Source organism: Polaribacter sp., from assembly GCF_049276715.1.
In the GTDB taxonomy this organism is placed as follows: Bacteria; Bacteroidota; Bacteroidia; order Flavobacteriales; family Flavobacteriaceae; genus Polaribacter.
This window is the reverse complement of the sequence record NZ_JBASWY010000022.1, coordinates 75,391-96,794: the sequence shown is the minus strand read 5'-3', so window position 1 is coordinate 96,794 and position 21,404 is coordinate 75,391. Positions and strand designations below refer to the sequence as shown.

Below are 21,404 nucleotides of genomic sequence, written 5' to 3'. Positions count from 1 at the left end.
CATGAAAAAAGTAACAATTTTCTTGCTTTCTCTTGCATTTTTTGCTTGTGGAAAACAAGAAACTAAAACAGATACAACTGCTGAAAATAAAGAAATCAGCAATCAAATTGTTATCAACAAACAACAATTTGAAAACGAAAAAATGGAATTAGGGTCCTTTAGTGAACACGAATTTATATCTTATGTAACTGCAAATGGAATGATTGATGTTCCACCAGAAAACAGAGCCATTGTAAACACATTTGTAGGTGGTTATGTAACTAAAATTCCTCTTTTAATTGGCGATTATGTAAAAAAAGGACAGTTTGTAGCAAGTTTAACCAACACTGATTTTGTTGAAATCCAGCAAAATTATTTAGAAATTGCTGCGCAATTAAACTATCTTAAAAATGAATTTGAGCGACAAAAAACACTCTTTGATGAAAAAATTTCATCAGAAAAAAACTATCTAAAAGCAGAAAGTGATTACAAAAGTAACTTGGCAATTTATAACGGATTACGTAAAAAATTACAAATGATGCAAATCAATCCATCTGAAATTGAAAAAGGGATTTTAACAACTAGCATCAATTTATATGCGCCAATTGATGGTTATGTTACTGAAGTTTGGGTAAGCAATGGATCTTTTGTTTCTTCTGCCAGTAAAATGATGGAAATTGTGAATACAAAACACATTCATTTAGAGCTAAATGTTTTTGAAAAAGACATTTTGAATGTAAGAAAAGATCAAAAAATACTGTTTAAAATTCCAGAATCATCTGAAAATTATTTTGATGCAGCTGTACATTTGGTTGGAACAACAGTTACAAATGACAGAACTGTAAAAGTTCATGGACATATTGAAGATGAAAGTCAACATTTTATGACAGGAATGTTTGTTGAAGCAAAAATTAATTATGACAGCAAAAAGGAAATTGCTTTGCCAAATTCAGCAATTATTTCTGAAGAAAATCAATCTTATATTTTAGTTGTTAAAGAGCAAAAAAACGAAGAAACAACCTTTGAAAAAGTATTGATTTCAATTGGTAAAAAGGATGAAAATTATTCACAAATCATCAATTTTGATGATTTTAAGGATAAAAAAATACTACTTAAAGGTGGTTTTATGCTATAATTTTTTTTAATTTATAAGAGTAAAAGAACGTCAGATTATGTATGTTTGTATTTACATTTAGGATAAGAAAAAATCAATTTAAAAAATATGAAAAAAGCACTTTTAGCCTTTGGCCTTTTAATAACTTCTATTAGCTATTCTCAAAAAGAAATAAAATTAGATATTGCAGATGCCTTAGTTATTAAAAGTATCGAACTTTCTTACGAGAATTATTTAACAGAAAATTCGTCTATTGGTATTTCTGCACTTTTTAATTTAGCGAAACAAGATGCATCTTTTAGATATAATGAGAATGTGATGATTACTCCATATTATCGTCATTATTTTACTACTAATGAACAATGGAACTTGTTTGGAGAAGGTTTTTTTGGCATCAATTCTGGAAAAACAGAATCTGTTAAAGATTCTGGTATTTACGATGTTAAATATACTGATGGTGCTTTAGGTGTTGCTATAGGTACAAAATATATTGCAAAAGGTGGTTTAGTTATAGATGCTTATGCAGGACTTGGTCGTAATTTATTTGGCTCAAATTCTCCTGTAATTGTACCAAGAGTTGGCTTAAATGTTGGATGGAGGTTTTAATAGCTTTTTAGGTTTTTTTAATTTAAATTAAAGAATCTCAAACATTTTTCCTGGTAAAGGTTTTGTTATTCCTTTTAGTTCCATCTGTAATAAAATTGAAGATAATTGATATAGAGGAATATTGCATTCTATGGCAATAATATCTAACAATTCTTTGCCATTCTTCTGAAGGTAATCGTATATTTTCTGCTCGTCTGAATTTAAAGATATAAAAAGTTCTTTTTGAATTGGCTTTTTAGGTTTTTCTTTTAAATCCCAATTTAACATTTCTACAATGTCTAAAGTAGAAGTAAGCAATGTAGCTTTATTATTTTTTATTAGATTATTACAACCTTTGCTATAAATATCTGTAGATCTTCCAGGCAGGGCAAACACATCTCTATCATAAGAATTGGCAATATCTGCTGTTACCAAAGAGCCTCCTTTATCTGCAGATTCTATAATTATGGTTGCCTTAGAAATACCCGCAACAATTCTATTTCGCTTTAAAAAATTTTCTCTTAATGGTTGTTCTTCGCTCCAAAATTCGGTTATAAATCCACCATTTTCATTTACTTGATTGATGTATTTTTTATGAACTTTAGGATAAATTTGCTCAAAACCATGAGCCAAAACAGCTATTGTTTGTAAATTGTTTTTAATAGCAGCCTTGTGAGCACAAATATCTACTCCATAGGCAAAACCACTTACAATTATTGGTTTGTGTTGTGCTAATTCTTCTATTAAATTATTGGTGAAATCTCTGCCATAAGAACTCATATTTCGAGTACCTACAATAGAAATAATTTTATTATTCTTAAAATTGATATTCCCATCTTTAAAAAAAAGAATAGGACTATCTATACAATTTTGAAGGTTTTCTGGGTAATCCTCTTCTAAAAAATAAGAGTATGCAATATTATTTTTTTTAATGTAAGCCAACTCATTTTCTGCAAGTATTATATTTTCTTTATCAAATAAATGTTTTAGAACATGATTTCCAATACCGTTTATTTTTTCTAAGATAGATGATTTTTCCTTAAAAATCTGTTCCACGTTTCCAACGTTTGCAATCAGTTTTTTAGCTAAAATATCTCCTATAGCTTTACTTTTTTGCAATCTTAAAATAGCCAACAACTTTTCTTCCTCCATTTGGTAATAGTTTGATTTTCAATATATACATTTTGTTGATAAAAAACACAATCATTTTTTTAATTTCTAATCTAAAATTTTATATTTGTTTCTATGATTTTAGCCAACTACATTAGCGATTTATTGTACAGATACGATTGTGTAATAGTACCAAATTTTGGTGGTTTTGTAACCAACAGAATTTCTACAAGAATAGACAATTCTACAAACACTTTTTATCCACCATCAAAACAAATAACTTTTAATAGTCATTTAAATATTAACGATGGTTTGTTGGCAAATTATATAGCATCATCAGAAAATATTTCTTTCGAACAAGCTTCAAAAGCTATTGTAAAAAGCGTAATTGAGTGGAAAATTGAAATTGAAAAAGCACCTTTACAAATTGCTTCTTTGGGCATTTTATCGTTAAATGATAAAGGTCAAATTATTTTTGAACCTAATAAAAAAGCCAATTATCTTCCAGAATCTTTTGGATTATCTGCTGTGAATAACTCTTTGGTTGAGCGTAAAAAAGAGAAGGTAGTTACTTTAATTCCGGAAAAAGAAGAGAAAAATAGCATTCCATCATTTATAAAATATGCTGCAACAGCTGCGATTTTGTTAACTTTAGGTTTTGTTGGCACTACTATTTATCAACAAAATGAGCAAAAAGAAAGTTTAGCCAAACAAGAAAAAGCATTAGAGAAAAAAATACAATCTGCTACTTTTGTAATTTCGAATCCTTTACCAACTATAGAATTAAATGTGGTGAAAGAAATTCCAAAACCTTTTCATGTGGTTGCTGGCGCTTTTCAATTTCCAGAAAATGCTCACAAAAAAGTAGATCAACTTAAAGAACTGGGTTACAATGCTAGTATTCTTGGCGTTAACAAATGGGGTTTAACCGAAGTTGCTTATAGTAGTTTTTCCGATAGAAACGAAGCCATAAATAACCTTTATAAAATACAAAATACAGTATCTAAAGACGCTTGGTTATTGGTGAAAAAGTAAGGTTTATAGAGGTGCTATTAGTATCTTTGCAAAAATTTTTACATGGAAGCAAAAACACCTAAAGAATCTTTAACCATACTTACAGATTTAGTTTTACCTGGTGAAACTAATTACTTAGACAATCTTTTTGGTGGAGAATTATTAGCAAGAATGGACAGAGCATGCAGTATTGCTGCAAGACGTCATTCAAGAAGAATTGTGGTAACAGCTTCTGTAAATCATGTTGCTTTTAATAAATCTGTACCAGTTGGAAGTGTAGTAACTGTAGAAGCTAAGGTTTCTAGAGCTTTTAAATCATCCATGGAAATTTATGTTGATGTTTGGATTGAAGACAGACAATCTGGACAGAGAACTAAGGTAAATGAAGGCATTTATACGTTTGTAGCTGTAGATGAAACTGGCAAACCCGTTCAAATTCCGCAAATTGTGCCAGAAACCGAATTAGAAACAGAACGTTTTGAAGGTGCTTTAAGACGCAAGCAATTAAGTTTAGTTTTAGCAGGAAAATTAAAACCAAGCGAAGCTACAGAACTAAAAGCCCTTTTTAAATCTTAAAAAATTATGTTAGAATATTTAAATCATCATAAAATTATAGAATCGATAGCTGTTTTAGTTTTAGCTTTTTTTATTCGATTATTTATTACAAAATCTCTGCGTAAAATTCAAGTAAGATTCGGCTTTCAGAAAGCTCGAATTTTAATGACCACAAAAATAACAACCATTTTAATTTACATGTTAGTAATTGTAATCATCGCCTTTATTTGGGGCGTAGATGAAAAACAATTGGTCGTTTATATTTCTTCTTTATTAACCATTTTAGGGATTGCTTTTTTTGCGCAATGGTCTATTTTGTCTAATGTAACTGCAAGTCTCATTTTGTTTGTAAATTACCCTGTTAAAATTGGTGATAGCATTACAATTTTAGAAAAAGACAACAACGTAACAGGAGAAATTAAAGACATTGGTGCTTTTTTTATTACATTAAAAACACCTGAAAAAGAATTAGTTACTATACCTAATTCTGTAATACTTCAGAAAAATATTAAATATTATCCTGCTGAAGAATAAAAAAAAGAGTTCTTACAAAGTTGATTTAAACTTTATAATTTTAAAATCCATTCAGAAGGATTTAAACGAGTTGTATTTTTAAAAAGCACGAAAATTAAAGTAGTTTTACCTGTAACTTTATTCGTAAAAATTTTTCCTATTCTTTCACCTGTATTTACTTTATCGCCTTTTTTAACTAGAGAAGTTTCTAAATTTTTATAGGTAGAAATGTAATTCCCATGTTGTATAAGTACATTTTTTCTTCCTTCTGCTGTTAACTGAATTCCTAAAACAATCCCATCAAAAATACTTTCTGCATAAGAATTTTCTCTTGTTGCAAAATGCAAACCTGTACTATTAATTGTAATTCCTCCAATGGTTGGATGTGGTTGAACTCCAAACTTTCTAGTAATAATACTTTCTTTAACTGGCCAAGGTAACTTAGCTTTGTTTAACTCAAATTTTGCAGCCAACGCTTTGGCTTCTGGACTTAAAATAAATTCATCTTTTGAAGCAGACACAGGTTGATTTTTAACCTCTTTGTTGGCTTTCGCAATTGCTTCTCTTATTAATTTATCAATTTTATCTGCAATAATTTTTTCTTGTTTAATACTATTTTGTAAGTCTTTTCTGTATTTACTCTCTTTTCTTTTAATAATTGTAATTAGTTCTTCTTGCTTTTTTTTATCGAGTTCTATTTCTTTTTTTTGGTTATTTTCCGTAACTAATAATGTTTCTTTCACTTTCTTTTGGGATACCAAAGAATCTTTAAAACTCTTTACAATACTGGCCTGAACTTCAATTTCTTCTCCTTGTTTTTTTCTAAAAGAACGATATTGCTTCATATATTCCAAGCGTTTATATGCTTGATAAAAATTCTGAGAAGACAACAAAAACATAGTTCTACTTTGCTGAGATTTACTTTTGTAAGATTTAAAAATCATACTAGCATAATCTTCCTTTAAATCTTTAAGATTGTTATTTAGCCTTTTCAACTTTTTTTCTTTTGCCTTAATTTCTATCGATAAAATTTTAGCTTCAGCTTTAATAGTAGTAATTAGCTGATTTCTCATATCAATTTTAAGATTGATATCTGACAAATCATCTAAAGCATTTTTTTCCTTTTTTTTCTCACTAGAAATTAAAGAATTTAGTTTTTGAATTTCAGATTTGTATTTTAGGCGTTGTTCTTCTAACTGCTTTTTTGTTTGCGAAAAAGCAGAAACACTTAACATAAATAAGGTAAAAAAAACAATAAAGAAGCTCTTATTTTTCATTAAAATTCTAAACGTTTATAACCATTTGGAATATCGAAAGACATTTCTACATTTGTGTCAAATTCAACTGATTTATATTCCAAATCTATAGCAGTTAACGATTTTGTATTTTTAGCTATGATGTTAATTTCTGATGGAAAAACTACTTTGTTAATTAAATTATAAGAAGGATATTTTACATCCAATCTTAAATTTTTTTCAACATTTACAATGGCTTGCTCCTCTAATTTAAAATGCGAAGGGTTTATGGTAAAAAAAATATCATACAAAGCAGCCTGTTTTTCTGGTGTTAACACATAGCTATTATTTGTAATTTCCACAATCTGTTTTTCTTGACTTACATCCAATAATGCTTGTCCAAGAAATAGGTTTTGTAACTGATTAAAATTAATTTCTACGCCTAATAATTCTTTGATCATCGAGAAATCTCCTTCAAAATAATTTTTAAATAAAGACGAGTAATATCTTACAGAAGTTGGTGTAATTTCAGCTTTAAAAATAGTAATTAACTTGGTTCCTTTTAACCAAATAACCTCATCTTTTTTTATTTTCATTTGCACAGATAAACTTTGGTTTGTTTTACCATTATTAAAGTTTACCTTTAATTTTGCATCTATTGTTTTCTTATCAAAATTAGCTGCTATATGTTTTTTTGCTACTTTTTTTGCAGAGATCTCTTTGGCTATCGCATTTGTATCCATCACGTTTTTTGTTGATTTACAAGATGTAAATAGTATTGTAAAAAGGAGTGAATATTTTAAGAACTTCATCTTTTAACTCTTCAATTTTTTTACTTTTTGCAAGTAATTATTTTCTTCTTTAGCATTTCCCAAACCTTTGTATGCATTCGCCATTTCTTCGTAAAAATCGGCTTCCATTTCATCATCTATTACAAAATCAATACCATTTTGTAAAATAGTTAACGCAGTTTTATAATTTTTCTGATAATTTAATGCTTTTGCGTTCATTAAATACACATAAGGTTGTGCAGGAAAAAGTAAAATCCCTTCCTCACTATATTTTAACAATTCATCAGGTTTATCTTCAAAAGCTTTAAGAATCTGTTCTAAAGTTTTATACGTTTTCTCTTTATCAAAATCATCAATTAAAGAAGTAATATCTGTTAACTCTTCTACTTGAGTTTCCTCTACATCTTTTTTAAGTAAGCTAGCCCTTAATCTCTCTAAATTTGATGATAAAACATCTTCACTTTCTAAAACATTCATTAAAGAAATAGCTTCTTCGAATTGTTTGTTATACATGTAAAGTTTAACCAAAAATTCTCTTTCTTTAGGATTGATACCAATAATTTTTTGCTGAATTTCTATAGCTTCTTCAAAATTTTTATCTTTTTCATAAATTTCTACCAAGTGTTTTAGCATCCAAATATTTTTAGCATCTTTTTCTAATGCTCTAATTATATATTCTTTTGCTAAAAGTGTTTTGTTCAGCCATAAATAATTTTTAGAAAACTCAAAAAAAACGGCTACATCATTTTCTACAATTTGATTGCAATTTTCTAAATTTTCAATGGCTTTTTGATAATTACCAATTGATTTTTGCGAAAGTGACTGAAAAAAATACTCTTGAAATTTTAACTCTTTTTCTTCGGTTAAATCCTTTTTTTCTGGAATACTATCTTGTGAAAAAGAAAAACCAGAAAAGAGAAAAAAGAACAAATAGAAAAGAGCCAATTTTATAAATCTAAACTGCCTCTCTATTCTATTTTCTCTATTCTTAATTCTTAAAATCATTTATATTAATTCTGTATAATCTCCAATGCTTATAGATGTAAATTCTCCATCATATTTTGCATGATTTCCAATCATAGCATTATCTAAGTTTGCATTCGAAATTTCTACATCAGACTGTATTAGAGAATTTACAATTGTAGAATTATTTACCAAACTATTTGCACCTATAGAAACATAAGGTCCTATTTTAGAATCTCTTAAAACCACATTTTTACCAACAAAACAAGGTTGAATAATTTCTGAATTTTGAAGAACAACACAGTCTGAAACCAAATTATTACCAGCCATGTACTCGAAACTCAACGTTTGTTTATTGGTATCTACAGTTGGGTCTTTTTTACCACAATCCATCCAAGCATTTACGGTTCCTGGAATAAATTTAGCACCCTGTAACTTTAAAGATTCCAAGACATTTGTTAATTGATATTCGTTGTTTTCTTTTAAATCATTATCTATTAAATATTGAATTTCTTCCAATAATTTTTCGCCACTTTTAAAATAGTAAATACCTATAATTGCTAAATCAGATACAAAATCTTTTGGCTTTTCTATAAACTCTGTAATAATACCATCTTGTAATTTTACAACTCCAAAAGCACTTGGGTTGTCTACTTTACTAACCCAAATTGCACCATCTGCATTTACATCTAAGGTAAAATCTGCTTTAAACAAAGTGTCTGCATATGCAACTACACAAGGTCCGCTTAAAGATTCTTTAGCACAATAAATTGCATGTGCAGTTCCTAAAGCTTCCTCCTGAATGTAAACAGAGCCTTTCGCCCCTAATTCTCTCGCTATTTTTAATAATTTTTCTTCTGTATCGCTTGGAAAGCCCTTTGCAGTTGTACCAATTACAAAAGCTATTTCATCAATTTTTTCGTTTATTACAGAGGCAATATCTTCTACCAAACGTTGCACAATTGGTTTACCTGCTATAACTGTTAGTGGTTTTGGAACTGTTAGTGTGTGAGGTCTTAAACGAGACCCAATACCAGCCATAGGCACAATAATTTTCATTTACTTTTTTTTATATTATGCCTGCAAGATAGCACTATTTTCAGAAATTTTAAAGATAGTTTTTACTTAAAAAAGTCTTATTAGAGTTGATACAGCCATAGAAATCGAAATTAAAAATAAAGAGTGAAATCTATGTTTTTAATCATCAAAAAACTTTAATAATATAAGTTAATTATTCTTTTCGAAATTGCCTTTACGCACAATAAATCATTTTATTTTAAATACTATTTAAACCTAAATAAACCCTTGGATTTTTCGTTTCTTTGCAAAAATTAAAATTAATCTTGTGAACTACCTTTCAGTTGAAAATATATCAAAATCTTATGGAGAAAAAGTTTTATTTAAAGACATTTCTTTTGGGATTAATAAAGACCAAAAAATAGCTTTTGTTGCAAAAAATGGCTCAGGTAAAACTTCCATTTTAAACATTATTGCTGGTTTAGATAGTGCAGATGAAGGACAAGTTGTAAGCAGAAAAGACATTTCTATTGCATATTTGGCTCAAAATGATATTTTAAATTCTGATTTAACGATTGAAGAAACCATTTTTGCTACGGATAATAAAATTTTATCGATTATAAATGCCTACGAAAAAGCCTTAAAAAATCTAGATGATGCAACTGCCTATCAAGCTGCATTTGATCAAATGGATCAATACAATGCTTGGGATTTTGAAACACAATACACGCAAATATTATCAAAATTAAAACTAGAAGATTTATCACTGAAAGTTGGTGCGCTTTCTGGTGGACAGAAAAAACGTTTATCTCTTGCCATTGTTTTAATTAGCAAACCAGACTTATTAATTTTAGATGAGCCAACAAATCATCTAGATTTAGAGATGATTGAGTGGTTAGAAGATTTTTTCGCCAAAGAAAAAATAACACTTTTTATGGTTACACACGATCGTTACTTTTTAGAACGCGTTTGTGACGAAATTTTAGAGCTAGATGAAGGTAATATTTACAAATACAAGGGTAATTATTCTTACTATTTAGAAAAAAAGGAAGAACGAATTCAGTTGGAGCAAGTTACCACAGACAAAGCAAAAAACTTGTTTAAAAAAGAATTGGATTGGATGCGCAAGCAACCTAAGGCACGAACTACAAAATCGAAATCTAGAATAGACGATTTTTATCAAATAAAGGAAAAAGCGCATCAACGCAGAAACGATCATAAAGTTCAGTTAGAAATTAATATGGAGCGTTTAGGAAGTAAGGTTTTAGAGCTTCATAAATTGTACAAGTCTTATGATGACAAAGTTATTTTAGATGGTTTTGATTATGTTTTTAAACGTGGAGAACGTATTGGAATTATTGGTAAAAACGGAACTGGAAAATCGTCTTTCTTAAACATTATTACCCAAAAAAGTGAAGTTGATGCTGGTAAAGTTGTTGTTGGAGAAACTGTTAAATTTGGTTATTACACCCAGTCTGGAATTCAAGTAAAAGAAGGACAAAAAGTAATTGAAGTTATTAAAGAGTTTGGTGAATTTATCCCTCTAACAAAGGGAAGAAAAATATCGGCTTCGCAACTTTTAGAACGTTTTTTATTCGATAAAAAGAAACAATACGATTTTGTTGAAAAACTTTCTGGAGGAGAACAAAAACGTTTGTATTTGTGTGCAGTTTTAATTCAAAATCCGAATTTTTTAATTTTAGATGAACCTACCAACGATTTAGATGTTGTAACTCTAAATGTTTTGGAAAACTTCTTATTAGATTATCCAGGAAACTTATTGGTTGTTTCTCATGATCGATATTTTATGGATAAAATAGTCGATGCTCTTTTCGTTTTTAGAGGAGAAGGTGTTGTAGAAAATTTTCCGGGAAATTACTCAGATTTTAGAGCTTACGATAGTTCTCCAGAATCTGAAATTGAAGAAGAAGTTAAAGTTGCAGAAAAGGTGGTTTCAATAGAAAAAAAAGAAAACAAAAGCTCTTTAAGTTTTAATGAAAAAAGAGAATTTGGTGCTTTAGAAGCCGAAATTGAAAGGCTTCAAAAGAGAAAATTGGTCATAGAAAATCAGTTTTTAAATGTCGAAATTGCAACAGAAGATATTGCAAAAAAATCTGAAGAATTGCAAGAAATTATTAGCACTATTGATAAAAAAGAAGAACGATGGTTCGAACTTTCTATGAAGTTAGAAGATTAATTAACGCTGATAATATTCTTATTATCTAATAAATCTTCATTATTAAAACGCAATAATATTTGTGCAACAGCTATGGTGTCTTTTTCGCAATAGGTTACAATTCTTTGCATGTTTTTTTCTTTGTAATAAACTGCTGCAACTTCACTCCCATCAATATCGTCTTTTGGAGATGGAATGCCAAGAATTGAAGTTAATAACTTCAATGAAGTATAGTGTTTAAAATCGCCAAATTTCCATAATTCTAAAGTATCTATATGTGGCACTTCCCATGGTTTTTTACCAAATAAATTTAGTTTTTTAGGTAATTCTATTTGGTGTACAATCATTCTTCTTGCTATAAAAGGAAAATCGAATTCCTTTCCATTATGTGCGCATAAAACATTTGTTTTTTTAGCAAAATGTTTATCTAATAGAACTTTAAAATCGGTTAGAATTTTGTGCTCATCATCACCAAAAAAAGAAGTAATTCTCAATTGTTTTTTACTTTCTACTTCTATAAAATAACCAACAGAGATACAGATTATTTTACCAAATTCTGCCCAAATTCCTGCTTTAGCATAAAATTCTTCTGCAGTAAATTCCTCCTTTCGTTGATATTTTGTTTTTTTATCAAAAAGTTCTTGAGCTGTTTTTGATAGTTTTGCCCAGCTTTCTGCCTGTGGCACTGTTTCGATATCTAAAAAAAGGATATCATTTAATTTATAGGTTAGATTCATAGCATTGCGTTCTTTTTCAGTTCTAAATATAGTAAAAAAGAAAAAGCTCTAAAAATTAATTTAGAGCTTTTTAAAATAAAATACTTTATTTCTTATTGATAAAACATTATCTAATAACTAATTTAGAAGTTGCTGTTTTTGTGCCTTCAGTAACTTTTAAAATATAAATTCCTGATGAAATTGTGGTAACATTGATGTCAGCTTTTGTAGCTGAGAAACTTGTTGATAATACTTTTTTACCCAATACGTTAAAAATAACAACTTCTTTTTTATCAGCACTATTAGTAGTAATGGTAAATGAATTATTTGTTACTGGATTTGGATAGGTTGCAAAACCTTCAATCATATTATTTCTTACTGATGCAGTTGCATCCTTTGGAGTTACATCTGGCCAATTGTCAGAAATACGCAAAGCATCGATTTCAACAAAGGGTGTTTCACCAGTTGAATCTTGTCTTAAAATAAATAGGTTAATTGCAGATGCTGGGAAAGTATCAGTAGAAGACAAAGTTGCTGTAGGAATGGTACTTTCAAATGAGGATACATCTGGGTTTATCCAGGTGCTTACAGTATTGGTATCTTTATTATACGCCATTACAACAAAAAGTACATCATTCACATTATAAGTTCCACTAGTAAATGGTGGGTTAGAGGATTCAGCACCAAAACCAATATCATAAGTAGTCCCACTTGCGTCTGGGTTTGGTCTTACCCAAAATCTAGCATCATACCCACTTGTACTGCCTGCCAAAGATGCTATATATCCACCATCTGCAACATCAGTCATTGCTGAAATATCTGTAACTTTTAGTAGAAAAGATGCATACACAGTTCCTGAGGTTACATCTGCAAAAGAAATGTAAGATTCAGATCCTGAGCCATCAAATGTCAGTTTATTTCCTGTAGATGCTTTTAAGCCTGTATAATCTAAATTCCCAGCTGCTATTAACATTTCATCACCTGAATTTACTTTTGTCCAAGGAGTTTGGTCTGCTAAATTAACTCCTACTGCATAGTCAAATTCATCAATAACAGGAAAAGCAACACAAGAAGGGCTTGAAATATTTCTTGTTAAATCACAACTACTATTTGCACCATCACCTTGAACAGTAAAGACAACATTTGTACCTTCTGTTACTCCACTTATTAAAATGGTACCAGTAGCATTTGTAGAAGGATTGTCTCCACCTATTGTTCCATTATCAGTTGCAAGTGTATAAGTGGAAGTATTACCTCCTGTAAAATCAATTGAAATATCATATGTATCTGTTGCAGAGGTACTTGTAATGCAAGTTGTTGTAATCGCTCCTAAATTTAAATCACAAGGATAAGCAATTGAAAAATTAACATTTTTGAAAACTGCAGGTGATAATGAATTCCCAGAGTTATCAACCAATTCCATATTCAAATTATACGCTTGACCAGGGGTAACAGGAATTGAAAATGTATTTGTATCAAATAAATCAACAGAAGCTCCATTATCTATATTATATTTTACATAACCATCACCAGCATTTGCAGCAGCTACATTAAAATTAGAAACCGAAAATTCTACATCAACAGAGGTTCTTGCACTTAATTCTTCTTCTTTAGGAGAAATAATAGTTAATTCTGGTGTTACAACAAACCCATCAATAACTCTAATATTATCAACAGCAATGTCTTCATCTCCATTATTTAAACCATCAAAAACCAACCTTATATCAACTAAATTTCCAGTACCTAAACTCAAAGTAAATTCAGAAAAGACATCAGTTAAAGCTTGACCATCTCCAACACCATCAAAATTTGTATCCTGCATAGGTGCAGATACATTAAACCCAGTATTAGCTGAAGTTGCAAACTGTAAAACCTTTGTATAGGTGCCAGAATTATCATAATCAACCTCTATATAAAACAAGTCTCCACCATCCCAGTCAAAATTACTATCTGAAGGTTGATCTTCTGCCAATAATAAAGCAAGAGTAAGATTTGATTTGGAAGATATGTCTATATCATCAAAAAACAATGTTTGTAATGATGATGTACATGGTGAGCCATCAGTATCCATAGCTGCAAAAAAGAAATTACCATCTTGCCCTGAAACTTGGTAATCAGAAGTAATATCACTTCCATCTGTTCTTGTAAAAAAATCTCCAGAATTGTCATTACAAGTTTCAGAAGCTGTTCCTGAATTTCCAGTTTCAAAAGACTCTTGAAAAACAGTTGTTTGTCCAAAAGAAAAGGCAGAAATAAATAAGGTTAATAATAAAGTAAATAAGTAATTTTTTTTCATGTTTGATAAGTTTTAATTAATTGATGTAAATATACTATTTTTAAACTTTTTTTTATGATTAAATTATTAACAATGTTTTATTTAACTGTCATTTACCCATGCTCTAGTATTAACTAAATGTTAGGAAATCTCTGTGTTGTTTAAATGATTGTAAAGTAATTGTTATTGTAAAATATTAATCGTTATTTTTGATTCTACTTATTTTACATTATGAATAAAAGCGAAATAAAAATACTTTTAGTTGATGATGAACCAGATATTTTAGAAATTGTAGGTTACAATTTACGAAATGAAGGGTATCAAATTTTTACAGCAGAAAATGGTGTAGAAGCTGTAAAGTCTGCTAAAAAGAATACACCTCACTTAATATTGTTAGATATTATGATGCCAGAAATGGATGGAATTGAGGCTTGTGAGAAAATAAGAAAAATTAAATCTTTAGAAAACGTAATCATATCTTTTTTAACTGCCAGAGGAGAAGATTACTCTCAAGTAGCTGGTTTTGAAGCAGGTGCTGATGATTATATTACCAAACCAATCAAACCAAAAGTATTGGTTAGTAAAATAAAATCTTTATTAAGAAGATTAAAAAATGAGGATGATACTGAGGATTCTCTAACAATTGGAGATATAGTTATTGATAGAGATGAGTATGTAGTTTATAAAGCAGGAGAAAAAATATCTCTTCCTAGAAAAGAATTTGAACTGTTTTCTTTGTTAACCTCTAAACCTGGCAAAGTTTTTAAACGAGAAGTAATTTTAGATACTGTTTGGGGCAATGAAGTTGTTGTTGGAGGTAGAACTATAGACGTACATATTAGAAAACTTCGAGAAAAAATAGGTGACAATCATTTTAAAACAGTAAAAGGTGTTGGATATAAATTTGTTTTAAAAGAAGAAAAATAATCAGTAAATACCAATCATTTCTTTGAAACTTAGAAAAACTTATTCTTATGCACTTTGGTCTGCAGTATACCTTACCCTATTATCTGTGTCCATATCCTCTATTTCTTATTTTTTTATAGTTCAACAATTTGGTGTTATCACCATTATTTTATCTATAATTTCTTTATTTATTATTTCTTTTATAATTATTCAATATAGAGCAGAGCACTTTATCTATAGAAGATTAAAAAAAATATATGAAGAAGTTTCGATTTTAAATATTAATGATTTAAAAAGAGAGTCTGCTACAACAGATATAGACAAACTTTCTAAAAGCATGCAAAAATTCGTTGAAGGTAAGCGTTTAGAAATAAAGAATTTAACAGAAAGAGACTCTTTTAGAAGAGACTTTCTTGGAAACGTAGCTCACGAATTAAAAACACCACTTTTTACAGTTCAAGGCTACATCTTAACTTTAATGGAAGGCGCTATTAATGACAAGCAAATTAGAATGAAATACCTTGACAGAGCAAATAAAGGTGTGGAAAGATTGGTTGCAGTTATTAAAGATTTAGATATGATTGCCAAATTAGAAATTGAAGGTACAAAGCTAAATATTGAAGTTTTTAACATTCTTGAGCTTATTCAAAATGTTTTCGACTTATTTGAAATGAAGGCAAAAAAAAGAAATATTTCTTTAAAATTTGATAGGGTCTATGAATTCCCTGTTTTTGTAAAAGGTGATATAGAAAAAATAGAACAAGTACTTATTAACTTGGTTGTTAATTCTATTAAATACGGAAAACCGAATGGAAAAACGATTGTTGGTGTAGATGACTTTAATGATAAAAAATTTATTGTGAAAGTAATTGATAATGGAGAAGGGATAAAAAAAGAGCATTTAACACGCTTATTTCAACGTTTTTATAGGGTTGATCAAAGTAGGTCTCGTGATCAAGGTGGCTCTGGTTTAGGGCTTTCTATTGTAAAGCATATTGTAGAAGCCCATGATGAAAACATTTATCTTAAAAGTGTTTATGGTAAAGGGTCTGAGTTTTCTTTTACCATAGAAAAAGCTCGATAATTTAAAAACTAAATTAAATCGAAACCAATATCTTTTCTGTAATTCATATCATTAAAATGAATTTTATCAATGCTTTTGTAACTTTTTTCTAAAGCTTCTTCAATCGTATTTCCAAAAGAAGTTATGGACATAACTCTACCCCCATTCGTAACTACTTTATCATCTTTAATTACAGTTCCTGCATGATAAACAATAGATTTGTCTACATTTTCAAAACCAGTAATTTCTTTATTTTTAGAATACGCCTCTGGGTAACCTCCAGAAACCAACATTACAGTCGTGGCAATTTTATCGGATACAGAAAATGATTTTTCGTGCAAAGTTTGATTTGCTACACCATCAAATAAATCGAATAAATCAGATTCAATTCTTGGCAATACAACTTCAGTTTCAGGATCACCCATTCTTACATTATATTCCACAACAGAAGGATTTCCATTGTCATTCATTAAACCAATAAAAATAAAACCTCTATAATCTATTCCATCTTTTTGCAAGCCAGCAATTGTAGGTTTTACAACTAATTCTTCTACTTTATTTAAAAATGATTCATCTGCAAAAGGCACAGGAGAAATAGCACCCATTCCACCAGTATTTAAACCTGTATCTCCTTCTCCAATTCTTTTATAATCTTTTGCTGATGGTAAAATTTTATAACTTTTTCCATCTGTTAATACAAAAACAGATAACTCTATTCCTTTTAAAAACTCTTCTATAACCACTGTGGTTGAAGCTTCCCCAAATTTTTTATTAGAAACCATTTCTTCTAATTCAGCTTTTGCCTCATTTAAAGAGTTTAGTATTAAAACCCCTTTTCCTGCTGCTAAACCATCTGCCTTTAGCACATAAGGAGGTTTTAAAGTTTCTAAAAAAGTAAAACCATCTTTTAAATTGTCTTTTGTAAATGATTTATATTTTGCAGTTGGAACTCCATGCTTTTCCATAAATTGCTTCGAAAAATCTTTACTTCCTTCGAGTAAAGCACCATTTTTTTTAGGGCCAATTACAGGAATGTTTTTCAAATCAGAATCCGCTAAAAAAAAATCGTGAACACCATTTACTAGAGGTGCTTCTGGACCAACAACCAACATTTGAATATCATTTTCTAAAACAACATTTTTTACCGCTTCAAAATCAGTAGGATTTATATTGATGTTTGTTGCTAATTTTTCTGTCCCTGCATTTCCTGGGGCTACAAAAAGTTGATTGATTTTTTTGCTTTCAGAAAGTTTCAAAGCAAAGGCATGTTCTCTGCCTCCAGAACCTAAAATAAGTATATTCATTGTTTTTTGTTGAAGTTGCAAATATATTTCAAAATTATTAGGAAACTAAAATCCCCACTTTAAAAAATATTTGATTGCTGATGAAGTATGTCTTAAAAATAGTTTCAAATCTTTTGATGAACCTTGTTTTAAAACATGAGTAATTTCTTCTTTGGGATAATATAATTTTAATTTATTTTGTTGATCTATTTTCTTACATATATCCACATCTTCCATGTACAAAAAATAACGTTCATCAAAACCTTGCAGCTTCACAAAATCTTGAGTTCTATATAATTGAAAACAACCTGCTATGTATTCTGCAAAAAAAGGCTGATTTAAATCCTGATCTTTATATTGTCCCTTATAAATAGTTTTCTTAAAAAATGGTTTTAAGAAAATAAATCTTCTAGCCAAAAGTTCTGAAACCAATGGATACCTTCTACACGAATATTGATGCTCACTATCAGGAAACAATACTTTTGGTGCAATCATTGAAATAGATTGATTTTTATTTAATTCAGCAATTAAATTAGTTAAAACTTTAGGTTTAAAAGTTACATCTGGATTTAATATTAGATGAAATTGTGACTTTAAATTAATAAGGTCTATAACCATATTATGACCTGCACCAAACCCTATGTTTTTTCCAACAGCTATATATTTTATAGTTGAATCATTAAATTTATTTTCAAAAATTCTATTTTCTGTATTATCTATTAAGTAAAGCCTCTTTTTTAAAGGAACATTCAGAAAGCAGCCTATTGTTTTCGTAAGCTCTTCTAAGTTTTCTTTATAAAGAACTATAGATGCTGTTATTTCTAAGTTTTCTTCCATTCTAACTCTAATATGCTTTTTCTTCTCCTTTTAAAATACTAAGAAAAGTTTGTGCAATTATTTTAATATCTAAAAAAAATGACCAATTTTCTATGTAAAATATATCTAATCTTACCCTGTTTTCTATATCTGACTTATTCTTAACTTCACCCCTAAAACCAGAAACTTGAGCTAAACCAGTTATACCTGGCCTTACAGAATTTCGCATCAGATAGTTATCTATTTCCTTCAAATATCTTTCTGTTTGAATATTCATATGAGGCCTAGGTCCTATTACACTCATATCACCAATTAAAACATTAAAAAACTGTGGTAATTCATCTAAACTAGTTCTTCTTAAAAATGCCCCTACTTTTGTAATTCTTGTGTCGTTTTTTGTGGTGGAAATTTTATCTGCTAAGGAGTTTATTTTCATCGATCTAATCTTATAACAATAAAACTGTTGACCATCAACTCCATCTCGAATTTGCTTAAAAATAAAAGGCCCTTTTGAATTAATTTTTACAAAAACAAATAAAATTGGCAACAACCAAGAAAGTATAAACACAAAAACGAACAAAGAAAAGAAGATATCAAACATTCTTTTTAATATGTGGGTTTCAATCCTTTCAAAAGGTAATTGTTTTGGTTTTAAAATTGGTATGGTTCCATAATATTCTAGAATAAAATCTTTACTGTAGATTGCTTTATTTTCTGGAATTAATCTAAATTCAATATTATTTTTAATACAAAACTCTCTAATATCTTTTATTTGTTTTTGTGTTACAGAATTTACTTCGCAATAAATCTCATCTATATTATTGTTAAAGGAGTATTTTAACCCTTCATTAATGTCCCCTAAATGGTTTTTAAACTTACTAGTTTTATCAGAAAAAAAGCCAGAAAATCGATAACCCAAATCTTGTTTTTTATCAAATAATGTAGCAATGTTTTGCGCTGTTTTGCCTTCTCCAAAAACAATTACATTTCTAAAGTTTTTACCTTGTATTCTGTATTTTTTTAATAAAAAGAAAAAACAAAATTTTAAAACAGTAATACTAAGAAAAACTGCACTAATGGTAAAAAATTGATCATCTATAATTTTACCCTCTTTAAAGATTGTGAAATAAGCAAAAAAAGCTAATGTGAAAACAAAAAAATGAGATAGAAGACGACTTAATAAGCTGGTAATATGCGTATATCTATAAATAAGATAAAACCCTGTATAATATGATGTTAAAATCCATGTTACAGATAAATAAGTTAAAAAAGGTAAAGTGAGATATTCTGGATTAGAAACATAATACAATATTATATTAATAATCAAAAGATCTACTAAAGCAATAATAGGTTTAATAAAAACAGACTTTTTTTTCTTCTCCATTAATCAAAATGATTTATATATAACTAATAAATTATAGCTTCTATATTTTATTCTAATTTCCATTTCTTAAGGGTCTTATCTATACCACTAGAATAAAAATAATTTTCTATTCCTTTTGTAATTGATAGCACACTTCTGTTATGATAATTTAATTGATTTGTTATTTCTCTATTTTTTAAACTAACAACTAGAATTTCACCTTTAAAAGTACCACACACCAAATTATCTTTATCTATAGTTGTATTTAAAATAAAATTATTTTTGATTTTTACAATAGTACTTGCTTTAAAATCTAATCCTAAAAAAACTATTTTTCCTTGAATTGTGGTAAATATTAAACCGTCGTTGTAAAAATTTAAATTTGTAATTTTTTCTTTACATGAATGTATCAGCTCACTTTTTTGGGTTCTAAAATTAAATTGATAAATTTCGCCTAAATCTGTGGCATAATATAAATTTTTATTGTGGTAATATATTGATCTGGCAAGTGAATTTAAGGAAATTTCTTGAACAATTTTAAAGGCTGGTTTGTCTCCAAAATCAATTACAGTAATTTTTTTATCATTTGTACTTATCAATACATATTTTTTTTCAGGAATAAGCAAAGCATCTATGGATTTGCCTTGCTTGTAATAAAACACTTCTTTAACTTCTTTTTCTTTTTTATTGAAAAACCTTACACTAGACACGTTTTGCTCAAATTCATTAGAGATTGATACAATTTCATTATAATTATTAAAGATTTTTAGCCCATAACCTCCAATAAAATATTCTTCAAACGCCAAGTCTTGCTCATTTTTATTAAAATATTTTACATCTCTTTTTTCTATGTAAAATATAGAGTCTTGCTCTTCGAAAAAATCTCTGATAGTAAAACTACCATTTACAATTGTTTCTTGGGCATTAACCCCTAGAGTTGTTGCCAACATTAAAAATAAAGTAATTCTATAATTTCTCATCGCTAGCTGCAACTATATAATAATTAAAAAAAAGTGAGAAAAAAACAATACCATGATGACGATCTAATACATTTTCTATATAAAATGTGAACATCATTATTAAACAAAAACCAATTAAACTTTGATATGTGTTTTTTGAAATATTAGCACTCTTAGATATTAATAAATTTAACAATATTAAGGATAAAATTATAAAACCTACAATACCAAACTTTAGAAAAATGGACAAAAATTGATTATGACTATTTAAATCGCTATCCATCAAATAATATTTTCCGCTAATAAAATGATTGAAATTAAGAACATCTTTTTCATTCATTTCTAAGTTACCAAAAAAGGGATTCTCTTTTATTGAATTCACAGATTCTTTCCAAATTTCTAATCTAAAGTTTAATGCAGATTTATAACTGGTATCTATTTTTTTATTAAAAAACAAAAAGCAAACAGCCAAAATTGGAAGTATAATAAAAATTTTTGTAGATTTTTTTTTGAAAAAATAAGTAAATATGTATCGTAAAATAAAAATAATATAGATGACCATGGCTACTTTACTTCCCAAAATAAAAAGCATGGTAAATGATATAGAAAGAACTAAGACAAAAAACATAATTTTTTGTTTAATATTTGGTAAGTTTCTTTCTGGTATTGTTGGAAATAAGAAGTTTATAGAAAAAAGAATAAATATTGATAAATATGTATGATGAATATTTAAAATTTTTAAAAACGCAATTTTATCAAAATTTATTCCTAGGTGAAAGGACCTTAATAAGACTATAGAAATTGCAAGTAATAAACCATATATTAGACTATAGGAAAGTAATTTATTGTCATGCTTATTTCTTAATAATATTGGGATTAAAAATAGCAATGCAAAATGAGAATATTCTTCACTAAAAACTTTTAAGGTATGATTAATATCCGTTTGTAATATAGAATTTACGATAATATAA

General features: G+C 28.5%; 20 protein-coding genes. 8 read left to right on the top strand and 12 right to left on the bottom strand.

The window, feature by feature from the left end:
• Position 1: 1 nt before the first annotated feature.
• Positions 2 to 1,114, top strand: a complete 1,113-nt coding sequence (locus tag WAO74_RS05985) for an efflux RND transporter periplasmic adaptor subunit (protein WP_422160380.1) — start codon at positions 2 to 4, stop codon at positions 1,112 to 1,114.
• Between the two features lie 87 nt (positions 1,115 to 1,201).
• Positions 1,202 to 1,699 (top strand): hypothetical protein, encoded by a 498-nt coding sequence (locus tag WAO74_RS05980; protein ID WP_422160379.1) that lies wholly within the window; start codon positions 1,202 to 1,204, stop codon positions 1,697 to 1,699.
• A gap of 27 nt (positions 1,700 to 1,726) precedes the next feature.
• On the opposite strand, the gene dprA is transcribed toward WAO74_RS05980, so the two are convergent.
• Entirely contained in the window at positions 1,727 to 2,830 is a 1,104-nt protein-coding gene (gene dprA / locus WAO74_RS05975) for a DNA-processing protein DprA (protein WP_422160377.1), read from the bottom strand.
• Between the two features lie 93 nt (positions 2,831 to 2,923).
• Between dprA and WAO74_RS05970 the strand changes: the two genes are divergently transcribed.
• Genes WAO74_RS05970 through WAO74_RS05960 form a run of 3 tightly spaced genes read left to right on the top strand, consistent with a single transcriptional unit; the run spans position 2,924 to position 4,891 of the window.
• Positions 2,924 to 3,823 carry a hypothetical protein gene (locus tag WAO74_RS05970; RefSeq protein WP_422160375.1) on the top strand — a complete coding sequence of 300 codons (900 nt, stop codon included), beginning with the start codon at positions 2,924 to 2,926 and terminating at the stop codon, positions 3,821 to 3,823.
• A 42-nt stretch (positions 3,824 to 3,865) separates the two neighbouring features.
• Positions 3,866 to 4,378, top strand: a complete 513-nt coding sequence (locus WAO74_RS05965; protein WP_422160373.1) for an acyl-CoA thioesterase — start codon at positions 3,866 to 3,868, stop codon at positions 4,376 to 4,378.
• Positions 4,379 to 4,384: 6 nt separating this feature from the next.
• Positions 4,385 to 4,891 carry a mechanosensitive ion channel family protein gene (locus WAO74_RS05960; RefSeq protein WP_422160371.1) on the top strand — a complete coding sequence of 169 codons (507 nt, stop codon included), beginning with the start codon at positions 4,385 to 4,387 and terminating at the stop codon, positions 4,889 to 4,891.
• A 32-nt stretch (positions 4,892 to 4,923) separates the two neighbouring features.
• Here the strand turns inward: WAO74_RS05960 and WAO74_RS05955 are convergent, their stop codons facing one another.
• Genes WAO74_RS05955 through WAO74_RS05940 form a run of 4 tightly spaced genes read right to left on the bottom strand, consistent with a single transcriptional unit; the run spans position 4,924 to position 8,918 of the window.
• Positions 4,924 to 6,147: a murein hydrolase activator EnvC family protein gene (locus WAO74_RS05955; protein WP_422160369.1), complete on the bottom strand. Its 1,224-nt coding sequence runs from the start codon at positions 6,145 to 6,147 to the stop codon at positions 4,924 to 4,926.
• The gene (locus WAO74_RS05950; RefSeq protein WP_422160368.1) at positions 6,147 to 6,917 is read right to left on the bottom strand and encodes a DUF4292 domain-containing protein; all 771 of its coding nucleotides are present in this window, start codon (positions 6,915 to 6,917) and stop codon (positions 6,147 to 6,149) included. The genes WAO74_RS05955 and WAO74_RS05950 overlap by 1 nt, the downstream gene beginning before the upstream one ends.
• Before the next feature lie 3 nt (positions 6,918 to 6,920).
• Complete coding sequence (locus tag WAO74_RS05945) at positions 6,921 to 7,901, bottom strand: tetratricopeptide repeat protein (RefSeq protein ID WP_422160366.1); 981 nt, start codon at positions 7,899 to 7,901, stop codon at positions 6,921 to 6,923.
• On the bottom strand, positions 7,902 to 8,918 hold the full coding sequence (locus tag WAO74_RS05940) for a sugar phosphate nucleotidyltransferase (RefSeq protein ID WP_422160364.1): 1,017 nt from the start codon (positions 8,916 to 8,918) through the stop codon (positions 7,902 to 7,904).
• A 286-nt stretch (positions 8,919 to 9,204) separates the two neighbouring features.
• On the opposite strand from WAO74_RS05940, the gene WAO74_RS05935 reads away from it, so the two are divergent.
• A complete protein-coding gene (locus WAO74_RS05935; protein ID WP_422160363.1) occupies positions 9,205 to 11,073 on the top strand; it encodes an ABC-F family ATP-binding cassette domain-containing protein in 1,869 nt (622 codons plus the stop codon).
• Here WAO74_RS05935 and WAO74_RS05930 read toward each other — a convergent pair.
• Together WAO74_RS05930 and WAO74_RS05925 are read right to left on the bottom strand one after the other, a co-directional pair.
• Positions 11,070 to 11,789 carry a 3'-5' exonuclease gene (locus tag WAO74_RS05930; protein ID WP_422160361.1) on the bottom strand — a complete coding sequence of 240 codons (720 nt, stop codon included), beginning with the start codon at positions 11,787 to 11,789 and terminating at the stop codon, positions 11,070 to 11,072. The genes WAO74_RS05935 and WAO74_RS05930 overlap by 4 nt on opposite strands.
• A 106-nt stretch (positions 11,790 to 11,895) precedes the next feature.
• On the bottom strand, positions 11,896 to 14,064 hold the full coding sequence (locus tag WAO74_RS05925; protein ID WP_422160359.1) for a T9SS type A sorting domain-containing protein: 2,169 nt from the start codon (positions 14,062 to 14,064) through the stop codon (positions 11,896 to 11,898).
• 210 nt (positions 14,065 to 14,274) lie between these two features.
• Between WAO74_RS05925 and WAO74_RS05920 the strand changes: the two genes are divergently transcribed.
• A complete protein-coding gene (locus tag WAO74_RS05920) occupies positions 14,275 to 14,970 on the top strand; it encodes a response regulator transcription factor (protein ID WP_422160357.1) in 696 nt (231 codons plus the stop codon).
• A 22-nt stretch (positions 14,971 to 14,992) separates the two neighbouring features.
• On the top strand, positions 14,993 to 16,033 hold the full coding sequence (locus WAO74_RS05915) for a sensor histidine kinase (RefSeq protein WP_422160356.1): 1,041 nt from the start codon (positions 14,993 to 14,995) through the stop codon (positions 16,031 to 16,033).
• Positions 16,034 to 16,041: 8 nt separating this feature from the next.
• Here WAO74_RS05915 and purD read toward each other — a convergent pair whose 3' ends face one another.
• The 5 genes from purD to WAO74_RS05890 are packed head-to-tail and all read right to left on the bottom strand — an operon-like array spanning position 16,042 to position 21,061.
• A complete protein-coding gene (gene purD / locus WAO74_RS05910) occupies positions 16,042 to 17,316 on the bottom strand; it encodes a phosphoribosylamine--glycine ligase (RefSeq protein WP_422160354.1) in 1,275 nt (424 codons plus the stop codon).
• A gap of 45 nt (positions 17,317 to 17,361) precedes the next feature.
• A complete protein-coding gene (locus tag WAO74_RS05905) occupies positions 17,362 to 18,132 on the bottom strand; it encodes a glycosyl transferase family 2 (RefSeq protein WP_422160352.1) in 771 nt (256 codons plus the stop codon).
• 7 nt (positions 18,133 to 18,139) lie between these two features.
• Positions 18,140 to 19,495 carry an exopolysaccharide biosynthesis polyprenyl glycosylphosphotransferase gene (locus tag WAO74_RS05900; protein ID WP_422160350.1) on the bottom strand — a complete coding sequence of 452 codons (1,356 nt, stop codon included), beginning with the start codon at positions 19,493 to 19,495 and terminating at the stop codon, positions 18,140 to 18,142.
• A gap of 47 nt (positions 19,496 to 19,542) precedes the next feature.
• On the bottom strand, positions 19,543 to 20,454 hold the full coding sequence (locus WAO74_RS05895; protein ID WP_422160348.1) for a hypothetical protein: 912 nt from the start codon (positions 20,452 to 20,454) through the stop codon (positions 19,543 to 19,545).
• Positions 20,441 to 21,061 (bottom strand): O-antigen ligase family protein, encoded by a 621-nt coding sequence (locus WAO74_RS05890; RefSeq protein WP_422160346.1) that lies wholly within the window; start codon positions 21,059 to 21,061, stop codon positions 20,441 to 20,443. The genes WAO74_RS05895 and WAO74_RS05890 overlap by 14 nt, the downstream gene beginning before the upstream one ends.
• Positions 21,062 to 21,404: the final 343 nt, after the last annotated feature.

Coding starts and splice junctions, on each gene's coding strand:
- WAO74_RS05985 (WP_422160380.1), top strand. CDS start 2: ATGAAAAAAGTAACAATTTTCTTGCTTTCTCTTGCATTTTTTGCTTGT.
- WAO74_RS05980 (WP_422160379.1), top strand. CDS start 1,202: ATGAAAAAAGCACTTTTAGCCTTTGGCCTTTTAATAACTTCTATTAGC.
- dprA (WP_422160377.1), bottom strand. CDS start 2,830: ATGGAGGAAGAAAAGTTGTTGGCTATTTTAAGATTGCAAAAAAGTAAA.
- WAO74_RS05970 (WP_422160375.1), top strand. CDS start 2,924: ATGATTTTAGCCAACTACATTAGCGATTTATTGTACAGATACGATTGT.
- WAO74_RS05965 (WP_422160373.1), top strand. CDS start 3,866: ATGGAAGCAAAAACACCTAAAGAATCTTTAACCATACTTACAGATTTA.
- WAO74_RS05960 (WP_422160371.1), top strand. CDS start 4,385: ATGTTAGAATATTTAAATCATCATAAAATTATAGAATCGATAGCTGTT.
- WAO74_RS05955 (WP_422160369.1), bottom strand. CDS start 6,147: ATGAAAAATAAGAGCTTCTTTATTGTTTTTTTTACCTTATTTATGTTA.
- WAO74_RS05950 (WP_422160368.1), bottom strand. CDS start 6,917: ATGAAGTTCTTAAAATATTCACTCCTTTTTACAATACTATTTACATCT.
- WAO74_RS05945 (WP_422160366.1), bottom strand. CDS start 7,901: ATGATTTTAAGAATTAAGAATAGAGAAAATAGAATAGAGAGGCAGTTT.
- WAO74_RS05940 (WP_422160364.1), bottom strand. CDS start 8,918: ATGAAAATTATTGTGCCTATGGCTGGTATTGGGTCTCGTTTAAGACCT.
- WAO74_RS05930 (WP_422160361.1), bottom strand. CDS start 11,789: ATGAATCTAACCTATAAATTAAATGATATCCTTTTTTTAGATATCGAA.
- WAO74_RS05925 (WP_422160359.1), bottom strand. CDS start 14,064: ATGAAAAAAAATTACTTATTTACTTTATTATTAACCTTATTTATTTCT.
- WAO74_RS05920 (WP_422160357.1), top strand. CDS start 14,275: ATGAATAAAAGCGAAATAAAAATACTTTTAGTTGATGATGAACCAGAT.
- purD (WP_422160354.1), bottom strand. CDS start 17,316: ATGAATATACTTATTTTAGGTTCTGGAGGCAGAGAACATGCCTTTGCT.
- WAO74_RS05905 (WP_422160352.1), bottom strand. CDS start 18,132: ATGGAAGAAAACTTAGAAATAACAGCATCTATAGTTCTTTATAAAGAA.
- WAO74_RS05900 (WP_422160350.1), bottom strand. CDS start 19,495: ATGGAGAAGAAAAAAAAGTCTGTTTTTATTAAACCTATTATTGCTTTA.
- WAO74_RS05895 (WP_422160348.1), bottom strand. CDS start 20,454: ATGAGAAATTATAGAATTACTTTATTTTTAATGTTGGCAACAACTCTA.
- WAO74_RS05890 (WP_422160346.1), bottom strand. CDS start 21,061: ATGTTTTTTGTCTTAGTTCTTTCTATATCATTTACCATGCTTTTTATT.